Annotated in this window: 11 protein-coding genes, 1 pseudogene and 1 CRISPR repeat array; of the genes and pseudogenes, 11 read left to right on the forward strand and 1 reads right to left on the reverse strand. The window is 53.1% G+C overall.

All coding sequences use genetic code 11. The features are described from left to right. Window positions 1-139: 139 nt before the first annotated feature. Window positions 140-1,084: an EamA family transporter RarD gene (rarD, locus tag DQX05_RS16720; RefSeq protein WP_119794679.1), complete on the forward strand. Its 945-nt coding sequence runs from the start codon at window positions 140-142 to the stop codon at window positions 1,082-1,084. A gap of 166 nt (window positions 1,085-1,250) precedes the next feature. On the opposite strand, the gene DQX05_RS16725 is transcribed toward rarD, so the two are convergent. Next, window positions 1,251-2,141, reverse strand: coding sequence for an NAD(P)-dependent oxidoreductase (locus tag DQX05_RS16725; RefSeq protein WP_119794680.1), 891 nt, complete (start codon window positions 2,139-2,141; stop codon window positions 1,251-1,253). A gap of 250 nt (window positions 2,142-2,391) precedes the next feature. Here DQX05_RS16725 and DQX05_RS16730 point away from each other — a divergent pair, with 250 nt between their 5' ends. The 10 genes and pseudogenes from DQX05_RS16730 to DQX05_RS33210 form a co-directional block, all read left to right on the forward strand. Next, window positions 2,392-3,747 (forward strand): glucose-6-phosphate isomerase, encoded by a 1,356-nt coding sequence (locus DQX05_RS16730; protein ID WP_119794681.1) that lies wholly within the window; start codon window positions 2,392-2,394, stop codon window positions 3,745-3,747. Window positions 3,748-3,896: 149 nt separating this feature from the next. Beyond that, window positions 3,897-4,529: a YigZ family protein gene (locus tag DQX05_RS16735; RefSeq protein WP_040732978.1), complete on the forward strand. Its 633-nt coding sequence runs from the start codon at window positions 3,897-3,899 to the stop codon at window positions 4,527-4,529. A 14-nt stretch (window positions 4,530-4,543) separates the two neighbouring features. After that, window positions 4,544-5,146 carry a TetR/AcrR family transcriptional regulator gene (locus DQX05_RS16740; protein WP_119794682.1) on the forward strand — a complete coding sequence of 201 codons (603 nt, stop codon included), beginning with the start codon at window positions 4,544-4,546 and terminating at the stop codon, window positions 5,144-5,146. A gap of 457 nt (window positions 5,147-5,603) precedes the next feature. Continuing rightward, window positions 5,604-6,419 carry a sulfate ABC transporter permease subunit CysT gene (cysT, locus tag DQX05_RS16745; RefSeq protein WP_119794683.1) on the forward strand — a complete coding sequence of 272 codons (816 nt, stop codon included), beginning with the start codon at window positions 5,604-5,606 and terminating at the stop codon, window positions 6,417-6,419. After that, window positions 6,416-7,288: a sulfate ABC transporter permease subunit gene (locus tag DQX05_RS16750; RefSeq protein WP_259392066.1), complete on the forward strand. Its 873-nt coding sequence runs from the start codon at window positions 6,416-6,418 to the stop codon at window positions 7,286-7,288. The genes cysT and DQX05_RS16750 overlap by 4 nt, the downstream gene beginning before the upstream one ends. Before the next feature lies 1 nt (window position 7,289). Then, window positions 7,290-8,360 carry a sulfate/molybdate ABC transporter ATP-binding protein gene (locus tag DQX05_RS16755; RefSeq protein WP_119794684.1) on the forward strand — a complete coding sequence of 357 codons (1,071 nt, stop codon included), beginning with the start codon at window positions 7,290-7,292 and terminating at the stop codon, window positions 8,358-8,360. Window positions 8,361-8,376: 16 nt separating this feature from the next. Continuing rightward, a complete protein-coding gene (locus tag DQX05_RS16760; RefSeq protein ID WP_119794685.1) occupies window positions 8,377-9,528 on the forward strand; it encodes a sulfate ABC transporter substrate-binding protein in 1,152 nt (383 codons plus the stop codon). A gap of 562 nt (window positions 9,529-10,090) precedes the next feature. After that, window positions 10,091-10,588: direct repeats of the CRISPR family, unit length 32 nt; unit sequence GTCGCATCCTATGCGGATGCGTGGATTGAAAT. Between the two features lie 261 nt (window positions 10,589-10,849). After that, entirely contained in the window at window positions 10,850-11,644 is a 795-nt protein-coding gene (locus DQX05_RS16765) for a helix-turn-helix domain-containing protein (protein ID WP_119794686.1), read from the forward strand. Beyond that, window positions 11,631-11,948, forward strand: coding sequence for a hypothetical protein (locus DQX05_RS16770; protein ID WP_119794687.1), 318 nt, complete (start codon window positions 11,631-11,633; stop codon window positions 11,946-11,948). The genes DQX05_RS16765 and DQX05_RS16770 overlap by 14 nt, the downstream gene beginning before the upstream one ends. Before the next feature lie 383 nt (window positions 11,949-12,331). Beyond that, window positions 12,332-12,547: pseudogene (locus DQX05_RS33210) on the forward strand (aspartyl-phosphate phosphatase Spo0E family protein); the annotation flags it as partial. Window positions 12,548-12,783 lie beyond the last annotated feature (236 nt).

Raw genomic sequence — 12,783 nt, forward strand, 5'->3', positions numbered from 1 at the left:
GCCTCAGCAATAACATAGACCGTGATCCGGCGCGAAGGGCCGGGTTGCAATAGCATACAGGCCGCTGGCGGACGGATATGGGCATAGCTTTCCATCCGATGCCAGCGGTCTTTGTAATGGATGGAAGGGTGGATTAACGGTGGAACACAAGCAAAGCCAATATGTGATGGGAGTGCTGGCAGCCGGGCTGTCATATCTGATTTGGGGCTTTCTGCCGCTGTACTGGAAGGCCGTCGGCACGGTTCCTGCCGGAGAGGTATTGGCGCATCGAATCATATGGTCGCTCGTATTTATGCTCCTTCTCTTGCTCCTATTGGGGAAATGGAGGGTTGTGGCCGCAGAGATTAAAGCGATCTGCCGGCACAAAAAGCAGGCCGCCGGCGTCATCATCGCCTCCGTGCTCATCAGCATCAATTGGCTCGTCTATATTTTTGCGGTAGAAAGCAATCATGTCGTCGAGGCAAGTCTGGGCTATTACATCAACCCGCTGTTCAATGTATTTCTGGCGACCTTCTTTCTGAAGGAGCGCTTGAACAAGGCCGAATGGCTGTCGGTTGCCATCGCGGCGGCCGGCGTGCTGTGGCTGACGGTCTACTACGGCAGCTTTCCTTGGGCGGCGCTGACGTTGGCCGCGACCTTCGGCGTGTACGGGCTCATCAAAAAGAAAATTCCGGTTGGCGCCTGGACGGGGTTGACCTTAGAGACCTTCATTATGGCGCCGTTTGCTCTTATCTTCTTGTTCTTTTTCAATTCAGGCGCGGTTCCGTTGGTGGAGGAGCAGCTAACGACCGTGCTGCTGCTGATGGGGGCGGGCATCGTGACGGCGGTTCCGCTGCTTTTGTTCGCGGCTGGAACGAGGCGCATCTCGTTTACGCTGGTGGGCTTTCTCCAATATATCGCGCCGACGATCATGCTGCTCTTGGGGTTGTTCGTGTTCCATGAACCGTTCGACGCGTCGCAGCTGTTCGCGTTCTCCTTGATCTGGGTCGCGCTAATTATTTTTTCTTGGTCCCGGTCCAGAGGCATGCTTGTGCGCAGACCGGGCGAGGGCAAGCTTGACGGGCGCAAGAAGCTCCAGGCCTAGCCCGAGGCTCGTGCAAAGCCCTAGCCCGAGGCGCCTAGTCCTGGGCCCGTGCATAGGGCTCAGGGCCGGCTAGCGGCGTGAGGCTGATGTCCGCGGCCATTCGCGGATAAGCGCACAAAGGGAGTGCGGTGCAGATGCGCCCACTCCCTTTGTTATGCATTGACGTTTATTTGCTTTTCCCGATTGGCTGCCCGATCCACTGCTCGTACATTTTCACGACAGAGCACAAATCCTCTTCGCCATACCCGGCCGTCTGCCCCATCTGGAACAGGCTCTTGGCCGCATCCAGCATCGGAGAAGGCGATTGCATATCTTCGGTGAGACGGGAAGCAAGCTTCAGATCCTTCAACATTAACTTCAAGGAGAACTGATTGTCGAAGTTGCCTTCGATAATTTTCTCTCCCTTCAGTTCGGCTGCCTTGCTCCCGGCGCTGCCGTTGCGCACCACTTCGAGAAATGCCGCCGGGTCGACGCCTGCTCGCGCCACCATCGAGAACCCTTCGGCGAGCGCCGCATTGTTGATGCCGACGATTGCGTTATGTGCCAGCTTCGTAATGGATCCGCTGCCGTTCGGTCCGACATGGACGATTCGGCCTCCCATTGCTTCGAATGCCGGCATTGCCTTATGGAGCGCCTCCTGCGGCCCGCCGACCATGAACACGAGCGTGCCCGCGATCGCGGCTGGCTTGCTCCCCGTAACCGGGGCGTCAAGGAAGGTTCCCCCGCGAGCTTCCACATCCGCAGTCACCCGCTTGACCAGAGAAGGCGAGATGGTGCTCGAATCAATCACGATCACGCCTTCGCGAACGCTGTTCAGCAGACCCTGCTCGCCATAATAGACCGCTTCAATCGACTGGTCGTCGCTTACCATCGTCAAGACGATATTTTGATTGAGGGCTGCTTCCTGCGGCGATTGTGTTGCCCGGGCACCCATCGCCACCAGCTCGTCCGCTTTGCCGGCGGAACGGTTGTATACCGTCACCTCGAAGCCTTGGCGAATTAGATTGGCGGCCATTGGCGCCCCCATCGTTCCTAAACCCAATACGGCTACTTTCATTCGCATCGTCACCTCACGTTGTCTTTTCCTTCGTCTCCATTGTAACACAGGAAGGCAACCTTCTTGTCCGTGCATTGTTTCTGTATGTTACCGCCCGTTTCATGGTATAATATCAATTAATTTTATCATGTAAACCTTTTCTTTACAGGGCGTTCCCTTGTGTTTCAAGGAGAAATCCAGTATCCTAGGACTATATTTATTTTCATGGGTTAAAGTGGCAAAGTCAACCAATACTCAAGGAGGGTGTACGATGAACAAAACAGTGCACTTTGATTACAGCAAGGCGTTGACATTCGTAAGTCAGCATGAGATTGATTACTTCAAAGAGCCCATTCGCCTGGCGCATGAGCAACTACATAATAAGAGCGGAGCCGGTTCGGATTACCTTGGCTGGATCGATCTCCCTTCCCAATATGACAAGGAAGAATTCGCACGCATCAAGGAAGCGGCGGCCCGGATTCAATCCAACTCCGAGGTGCTGATTGTTATCGGCATCGGGGGTTCCTACCTGGGAGCGCGCGCAGCCATCGAGATGCTGGGACATTCCTTCTACAACATGTTGCCGAAGGACAAGCGCAAGACGCCGGAGATTTATTTCGCGGGGAACAACATCAGCTCGACGTATATCGCCCATTTGATGGAACTGATCGAGGGCAAGGATTTCTCCGTCAATGTCATCTCCAAATCCGGCACAACGACAGAGCCGGCGATTGCGTTCCGCATCTTCCGCGAGGCGCTGGAGAAGAAATACGGCAAGGAAGAAGCGAAGAAGCGCATCTTTGCGACGACGGACCGCGAGAAGGGCGCGCTGAAAAAGTTGTCGACCGAGGAAGGCTACGAGACCTTCGTCATTCCGGATGACGTTGGCGGAAGATACTCGGTGTTGACGGCGGTAGGTCTCCTGCCAATCGCGGTAGCCGGCATCAATATCGATGAGATGATGCAAGGGGCGCAAGCCGCTGCAGAAGCGTACAGCAACCCTGATGTGGCGCAGAACGAGAGCTATCAGTATGCAGCCGTCCGCAATGCGCTCTACCGCAAAGGTAAGGCTATCGAGATTCTCGTGAACTATGAGCCGTCCCTGCACTATGTGTCGGAATGGTGGAAGCAGCTTTACGGGGAGAGCGAAGGCAAAGACAACAAAGGAATCTACCCGGCTGCCGTTGACTTCTCCACTGATCTTCACTCGATGGGGCAGTTCATTCAAGAAGGAACGCGGAACCTGTTCGAGACGATTATTCAGGTCGCGGAAGTGCCGCATCAAGTAACGATTGAGGAAGATGCGGACGATTTGGACGGGCTGAACTTCCTGGCCGGCAAGACGATGGACTTCGTTAACAAAAAAGCGTTCGAAGGAACGATGCTTGCGCATACGGATGGCAATGTGCCGAATCTGATTGTCACGATTCCGGACATGACCCCTTACTCCTTCGGTTATTTGGTATACTTCTTTGAAAAGGCATGCGGGATCAGCGGCTACCTGCTTGGCGTCAATCCTTTCGATCAGCCGGGCGTGGAAGCCTATAAGAAAAATATGTTCGCCTTGCTGGGCAAACCAGGCTATGAGGCAGAGAAGGCTGAACTGGAGGCGAGACTGTCCCGCTAATCGGGCAGCCGCCGATACATCGAAGATAAGCGATAAGCCGGAAAGCAGTTCTCCGTACGGGAGAACTGCTTTCTTGGCACTCATGGAAGAGGGTGTTTGACAGGAGCGGATACCGGGCCTTGTTGAACATGCATGGAGAGGTGAGTCCCCTGTTAGAACGTTACAAGACGGTTCGTCAATTCGGGAGCAAGGAGATTGTCATCAAAAAATCTCGCTTTATCGGATACGGCCGGCCAGTCGAGACCGAGGAAGAGGCAATTGCATTTATAGAGGAAATCAAGCGTAAACATTGGAATGCCACGCACAACTGCTCGGCCTATATGATAGGAGAGCGCGACGAGATTCAGAAGGCGTCGGATGACGGCGAACCAAGCGGAACGGCCGGCAAGCCGATACTGGAGGTCATCCGCAATCAAGGGTTGAAAAATACGGCCATCGTCGTAACCCGGTATTTCGGCGGAATTTTGCTCGGAGCCGGAGGTCTGATTCGGGCCTACACCGATGGGGCCGTTGCCGCTATCGAAGCGGCAGAGGCCATTGAGAAAGTGCTGCATCAGGAAGTGTTCGTTGACATTGATTACACATGGCTTGGCAAATTGGAAAATGAATTGCGTAACAAAGAGACGAGGATGGGAGAGACGCAATTTACCGACAAGGTGACCTTGACGTGCTTGCCCGTGGCGTCGGACGCCGACCGGTTTGTCGCATGGATCACGGATCTCACGCAAGGGCAGGCCGTGATTCGGAAGGGAGACCCTACTTATTACATTGAAGGGGAATAAGGAGAACAACCGCTATGCCGAGAAAAGCAGTGGATCAAGAATTGTCGCGAGAGCGAATCTTGGAAGTGGCGCGCCACTTGTTCGTAACCAAAGGGTACCGGGCTATCTCCATGCGAAGCATCGGCCAGCACCTGGGGTACAGCCATGGCTCGCTCTACTATCATTTCAAAGATAAAGCCGAACTGTTCTATGCGCTTGTCCGGGAAGATTTCAATCGGCTCGAACGGCTGTTCGAACGTGTTCTCAACCAGACTCCTTCCGAAGGATTGTCCAAGATGGAGCAAGTCATGCTGGAGTTCATCCGGTTCGGTCTGGATCATCCCCACCATTACGAGATTATGTTCATGACGCGAGATGAGGAATTGCTTGCCTATGCTCGGACAGAGCAGGCTCGCTGTCTTGATATGTTCTCGACCATTGTCAGGCAGGCCATGGCAGGCCATGCGCATTCGGAGCAAGAGCGTCATAATATTCCGCTTAGTATATTTTTGGCAATGCACGGGTTCATCTCCTTCTACATTCAAGATCAAGTCACTTATGAAGAGATCAAACCGGCTGCTCTGGCCCATATTCGTTTTTTGTACCAGAGGGTATTGGATGCGGCGCAATCGGCGTAGTTCCTGCCTTTCCCCGGATATATCCTGCTCATCCGATAGACAGGGCAGTCCGTCAACTCTTGCAGCGGCTGTCCTGTTTTGATCTGCCCCCGCCAGCGTTTGCTTTCCGCTTTCATCAATACGGGAAAACACTGCTTCCTATGCCCATTTCATCCCCTTAGAAATCTTCTGTCTTCGCCTCCGATTACGCTGTCTTCACCTCCGATTCCGTTGCTTTTGCCTCCGAAGCACTTTTCCGCTCTTCTCCTTCTTAGCCGAAGCATCCTTCGCAAGATTATCCCCCTCCGCAAAAATCCAAGCACTGGGTAATCACCTATCATAAGCATTTCGAATAAGTTGCATAAGAATCAGTTAGGTATTGACGTTCTGTTCTAGTTTTTGGTAAAGTAATCACAATAAACACCAAGTAAACAAGTAGGAATAATGTTATATTTGTTGCGGATTGGAGGAGTCTGGGGTGAATGGTGTCCTGCGGCACAAAGGCGCAATCTGGGGATTCCGCTCGACATTGCTGTTATATGTTTTTCTGCTCATTGTGCTGCCCATCGGCGGGATCTATGTGCAATCGTTCAGCGGAGGCTGGCAGGCATTCCGGGAGAGCATTGCCGAGCCGCTGGCCTGGCATGCCGTTGCATTGACGTTCCGGCTGGCGTTGATCGCGACCGCAATCAATATGCTTATCGGCACGATGACAGCCTGGGTGCTTCATCGGTACCGGTTCCCGGGAAGAGCATGGCTCAACAGCCTTGTTGATCTCCCGTTTGCGCTGCCGACCGCGGTAGGCGGGCTGATGATTCTGCTTCTGCTCGGTCCCGGCAGCCTGGCGGGCCGGGCGGCAGAGGCGGCGGGCTGGCGCCTTGTGCTCGCCGAGCCGGCAATCGTCGTCTCGATGGTCTTCGTCACCTTCCCGTTCGTCATCCGGGCGGTGCAGCCGTTGCTCGAAGAGGCGGATCGTTCCGAGGAGGAAGCGTCCTACACGCTCGGCGCGTCCCGGCTGCGGACCTTCGTGCGCGTACTGCTGCCGCAGATGCTACCGGGCATCCTCAGCGGCGCGATGCTCGCCTTCTCCCGGGCGATGGCCGAATTCGGGGCGGTCGTGCTCGTCGCGGGCAACATCCCAGGCAAGACGCTCGTTGCCTCAGTGTATATTTTCAGTGAGATCGAGAGCGACAATCCCCAAGGAGCCGCCGTCGTCTCGGTGCTCCTGCTCACGATCTCGTTCCTGATTCTCTGGCTGGCCGGCATGCTGCAGTTGCGGAGGGTATCGCCATGATAGGCAAATCTGTATCCCTCTCCGTATCTCCCCGGCATTCGAGACCGGCGCAGTCTTCCAGAACGCGCGCCGCCTTAATCGGGATGACGTATGCCGTCTTTTTGCTCTTGCTGCTGGCTCCATTGGCCCAGATCGGAGCCGAAGCGCTCCGCGGCGGCTTCTCCTCCTTCGCTGCCTCCCTCACCCGGCCGGAGGCGCTGCATGCGATGGCCATGACCGGAGCCGTTGTTATCGTCGTGACGATACTCAACACGATATTCGGCGTCCTGTTCGCCTTGCTGCTCGTTCGCGGGCGCTGGCTGGGCAAGCGTGCCCGGCGGCTGCTGAACAGCATCGTCGATCTTCCGTTCGCCGTATCGCCGGTCATCGGCGGTTTCATGATCGTGCTGCTGCTCGGGCCCCATACCGTGCTCGGCGCCCTCTTCTCCGGGATAGGCATGCCTGTCGTCTATGCTTTTCCCGGCATGGTGCTCGCGACCTTGTTCGTGACGTTTCCGATGATGGTCAGGGAAGTGTCCCCCGTGCTGCAGGAACTCGGTACGCAGCAGGAAGAGGCGGCTTCGACGCTGGGCGCATATGACTGGACGATCTTCTGGAAGGTCACTTGGCCGTCTATCCAGTGGGCGGTCACGTACGGGGTCGTGCTTACGATTGCCCGTTCACTCGGCGAATTCGGGGCCGTCCTGGTCGTATCCGGCAACATCATGAATAAGACACAGACGGCGACGACGCTGGTCTATCAGGATGTGGAGAATTTCAATATCGGTTCGGCCGGCAGCCTCGCGCTCGTGTTGGCATGCGTATCGGTCGTACTGCTTTTGCTCATGGAATGGGCAAAAAAGCATAAAGGGCACAAAGGAGTCGATTGACATGCATATTGAGGTTCGCCAGTTAAATAAATGGTTCGGCGCCTATCACGCCGTTCGGGACGTTAGCTTCTCTGTCGAAGCCGGCCAGCTCATCGGCCTGCTTGGGCCGAGCGGCGGCGGGAAGACATCGGTGCTGCGGATGCTGGCCGGGTTGGAGCATCCGGATCAAGGCGAAATCTTGTTCCAGGGGACCGTGGTCAATGATGTGCCTCCGCAGCAGCGGGGCATCGGCTTCGTGTTCCAGAATTATGCGCTGTTCAAGCATATGAATGTCTATGACAACATCGCCTTCGGGCTGCATATTCAGAAATGGCCGAAGCCGCGGATTCGCGAACGCGTGGCCGAACTGGTGGAGCTGACCGGACTGTCCGGCGTGGAACGGAGGTACCCTCATCAGTTGTCCGGGGGGCAGCGGCAGCGGGTCGCATTCGCCCGGGCGCTGGCCCCTGAGCCGAAGCTGCTGCTCCTCGACGAGCCGTTCGCGGCCATTGATGCGAAGATTCGCCAGGAGCTGCGGAGCTGGCTGCGGGAGCTGATCGAGCGCGTAGGCATCACCTCGATCTTCGTGACGCATGATCAGGATGAGGCGATCGAGGTGGCGGACGAGATTATGATCATCAGCCAGGGACGTGTCGAGCAGAAAGGGACGCCATGGGAAATTTACAAAATGCCGGAGACGCCTTTTGTAGCCGAATTCATTGGGGAATCGACCATTTTGAAGGATATATACGCCTTGAAAGGGTTCGAGATACTGAACGTTGGGGAAGAGATGAGAGCCCTCATTCGGCCGGAATATATCGAGGTCGGAAGAGAAGGCGAGGTAAGGCTGGCGTCCGCAAGCGAGTCCGGACGGGTCAAGGCGGTCCATTTCCGGGGCAGCGAATGGATGGTGGAGGTCCAGGTAGGCGATCTGGTGCTGAAGACGTACCGTTCATTGGAAAGGCCGCAGCTTCAAGCAGGCGAGCAGGTCCAGGTTCTGATCCATCGGGTCTATATGTTCGAGGGAGACGAGAGCTGGGTGGTCGAGAACCGGTTGAAGACGGAGCCGCTGCCTGTTCATATTACGGGCTGAACGGAGGAGGGGCAAGATGGACAGGGACGAATCACGCGGCCTATCCGGCTTTATAGCGACAGTCATCATCTTTATCCTCTTGTTCGGCTGCAGTCCCGGCGGGCGGGATGCCCCTCCGCAGGAGAAGGGGAAGCAGGACCAGACCTCTATTGCCGTCTCTGCCTCTCAACCGTCCCCGTCTGGGAAGGCTGAGGTCTCTGAATTGCCGGGGGATTCCGGTCAAGATAGCGTCACGCTCGTTATTGGCGCGTATTCCGTCGTGAAGGATGTGATGCAGCGGATACTGCCTGAATTCGCGGCGGATTGGAAGGCGAAGACCGGGCAGCAGGTCGTATTCCAGGAATCATACGAAGCCTCGGGCACGCAAGCGCGTTCGATTGCCGGCGGCCTGGAAGCCGATGTCGCGCTCTTCTCGATGGAGGGCGATGTCGACAAGCTCGTACAGGCCGGACTCGTGCCGACAGATTGGCAAGCGGGGGACGCTTATGGAGGCATGGTCACCGGCTCCATCGTCGTGCTGGGAACGCGGGAAGGGAACCCGCATCAGGTTCGCGACTGGAGCGATCTGACCAAGCCGGGCGTTCAAGTCCTCTACCCGAACCCAAAGACATCGGGCGGCGCCCAATGGGATATTAATGCGATCTACGGAGCCGGCCTGTTGGAGGCGAAGGAGCGGGGAGAGGATAGCCAGCGCCGGGCCAAGGAGTTGCTGATGAGCGTTCACCGGAACGTCATCTCGATGGACAAAAGCGGCAGGGCATCGATGGCCGCCTTCGAATACGGCGTAGGCGATGTCATCGTGACCTACGAGAACGAAATTCTGTCCCGCATGCAAGCGGGCGTCCCATACGAGCTGGTTCGGCCGGAGCGGACGATTCGCATCGACAACCCTGTCGTCGTCGTTGATCGATATGCACAAAAGCATGGCACGACAAACATCGCCAAGGCGTTCGTCGATTACTTGCGGGGGCCCAAGGCCCAGCACCTGTTGGCGGAAGCCGGGTTCCGACCTGTTGCCCCGTCAGTAAGGGCGGAGACGGCGGACCGTTATCCCGAGCCGGCGGGATTGTTCGGCATCGAAGATATGGGCGGCTGGAAGCATATCCGCGAGACCTTATACAGCAAGCGGGGCATCTGGTACGAGGTGCTGGCAGGGATTGAAGACTAGAGCCCGGTTAAGCGAACGGGGATGAATTGCGCGTGGCGGTGATGCCTGCGCATTTTCTTTTTCCAGGGAAAGGGTGCGGATTGGATTGGTTCACTCACGGGTGCGGATGATTCCGGTTCAGGTAGTAGGGTGAGGCTGTTGGTGCTTATCGTGTCGATATGGGTACGGAAGTGCCGATGCCGTTGTACGTTGGTAGAGATATACCTTACTCGCTCCTTATGAGCATTCTCCCTTCGGCTCAGAAAAGCAATCTTTTGCTTAAAACCGATGTAGAAAGTTAGTGCAACACATGTAAGCATGATATACTCAAAATCAGAGCAAAACGAAAATAACAAAATGGTATTTATTTTATCATCGTATAAAAATCCCATTCTGTTACAAGTGCGAATGTGGAGTGCACATAAAAATCCCGGGGGATTCGCACCAACTTCATGGAATTATTATCCAATTTAGTTGATGGAAGATCAATGGTTTGAAGATTATTTCGAGCTTAATCGCTCACTTGGTCTGAAATTTATGTAAGAAAATGTTTATATTATTATATATTGTGTTATTTTTCGCTGTCGCATCCTATGCGGATGCGTGGATTGAAATAGTCACGAATCTATCATGTGGGCAACGCCACAAGGTCGCATCCTATGCGGATGCGTGGATTGAAATGAAATACAAGGGATGCGTCCTGAGTCCCTGATTTCGGGTCGCATCCTATGCGGATGCGTGGATTGAAATGTACAGGCATTTATTGGTTAGGCGTCGCGAAAGAGTCGCATCCTATGCGGATGCGTGGATTGAAATTCTTTGAACATACCAAGGTGACGCGCTACATTTGTCGCATCCTATGCGGATGCGTGGATTGAAATGGATCATTGTCAGTAAGTTGAGTAAAAACCTGTCGTCGCATCCTATGCGGATGCGTGGATTGAAATTCCAGCCGACGATTCGCGGGCCGAGGAGCCGTTTCCGTCGCATCCTATGCGGATGCGTGGATTGAAATGGGATGACACGGGACATATCAAAGAGGTTGAATAGTCGCATCCTACGCGGATGCGTGGATTGAAATAATGAGACGCGTAAGTCGAAGCTCCAAGAACAGAGTCGCATCCTACGCGGACGCGTATCTTGAACCGATTATGTTCCCTTTCTCAATTGCAAAGGACACACCTTGATGCGGTTGCGGCAACTGCTGTGGAGACGTCAGGCCGGATAGTAATGCCATCTGTTTGCAAAGGGGAAACCTCGCTTTCAAAGTCCTCTCAGACAATTTACATAAATTCAATATTATGGTAATGTGAAAATAAAGATTTCTTGGAAGGGTGAAGATATGGAAGCATCGTCGCTACAATATTCCACTATTGGCGACAGCAAGAGACAATACAGAAATAAAGCCAATCTAACGCAAAGCCAGCTTGCCGAGTTGTCAGGCGTCAGCACAGGGTATATCTCCAAAATTGAGAATGATGAGGTAGAACGCCCTTCATTTGAAAAAGTTTGCCCCATAGCTAAGGCATTACATATCCCTATCCGTGAAATCGTCCAACCGTATCTTGAAATAGGGCAAAAATCCATTGTTTTGTTCGGAATCTTACGAGAAGTGATCAAGGAAGATGCGACGGATTTAATTGTTAAAGTGGCATCTGCCTGTTTACATAGTAAAGATATGGACAGCATCGATTTGATGGAAAGATTGTACGAGTTTGTGGCTCAGGAAGTGAATAACGACTCGCTCAAACTCGCCTTGTATGATCTCATTATCCGTCAGTCCCGCGGGCACGGTATCAACAAGTTTGTCGCCAAAGCTCTTTTTCAAAAATACCTGATTGAAAGAAATGACTTTACCAAACTACATGCAACCTATGATTCGGGAAGATTTGTTCTCCATTATGTTGACTTTTTATCGGCAGAAGAACGGGTAAGCTTGTATTATAAATTAGGCGTTCATGCGTATAACTTGCGGCTCTTTCAAGAGAGTATTGATTTATGCATGAAAAATGTGGCGGCAAATTTACCTGTAAGACATGACATTTCCTTATCCCCACGTAAAAGACAACGCAAAATTAATGACCGCTGTTCTGCATGCCAAAAAAGGGAACAAGGATCTTGCCTTGGCACAGCTTGAAGAATGTTTGCAGAGCTGCGGCGATTATGCTTTGTTGCATGTTATCAAGCAGCTCATGATACTCTATCTTGAGAAGAAGGATTGGGCTTCCATTGAAAAGTTGTTCCAGTGGGAAGAGAAGGTTATTTCTATCCCCTACAACACACCGTATAAAAAGTCGGAACTGGCCCATTACTATAAACTAAAAGGAGACTACTGCGTTTCTGTCGGAAATATTGAAAATGGGCTCAATGTTATTTGGAAAGCGCCTCGTGGTATTCCAAAGTCAATGACAAATTCAATGAACGGAGCAGCCATCTCATGATGAAGCTGGTTATGGAAAAAGACGAGCGGATGGACATTGAGATTATAAAAAAATTTCAGAACATCTTTGACCAATGCATGAAATATGAATTGAGGTAACTCAAGGGACGCCATATACGAGGTGCCTTTTTTTATTGAAAAAAATGAGAAAATTTGTCCAATTTTCCTCGAAGATAAATGAGGGAATAAAAGGAAAATCATGATAAAGTTGCACCAAGAGCAGCTTGCAGATGCAGGCAACGAACGTTATACCTTATCGCGAAAGGGGCAACTATCATGTCTTTTTTTCTTGAAGAAGGTGATTACTTAATTTACAAAATCGAGAGCGTACGGCAGCAAATGATGCAAATAGCCGCAGAGAAGAAGAATTTTACCGATTAGGCGGTTGTAGAGTTAAGCCAAGAGTTGGATATTTACCTTGTGGAGTATCAGAAAAGAAAGAACGCCGCTAGACGATATAAAGTCCGCCGGTATGATGCTCAGTCCTCCTTGGATAGGCATGGGCAACTCTGGGACATCCATTATGACAGGCACTGTGATGATGCCGAACGGGAACGATGCGCTGCCATTCCGAACATGGCTGGCTGTGGGTTGAAATGAAAGGTGGCGGAGTGATAGAACGCAGTATGCCTGAGCGTATCGCAATTTCTGTCGGCTCTTACTAGGGTGTGCTTTCCATAACCAGTGTGTTACTATGTTCTGTTTGTTCCCTATGCGCACTCTCCCCTTCGGTCAGAAATGTGCTCGTAATCTGAGCGGATGGGAGATTGCTCATAAGGAAGAGAAGAGGGGAATATGCTGCGCCAAGCATGGAGCCGACTGAGCGGGTTAAAGGC

Source organism: Paenibacillus thiaminolyticus (genome assembly GCF_003591545.1).
Classification (GTDB): Bacteria; Bacillota; Bacilli; order Paenibacillales; family Paenibacillaceae; genus Paenibacillus_B; species Paenibacillus_B thiaminolyticus_A.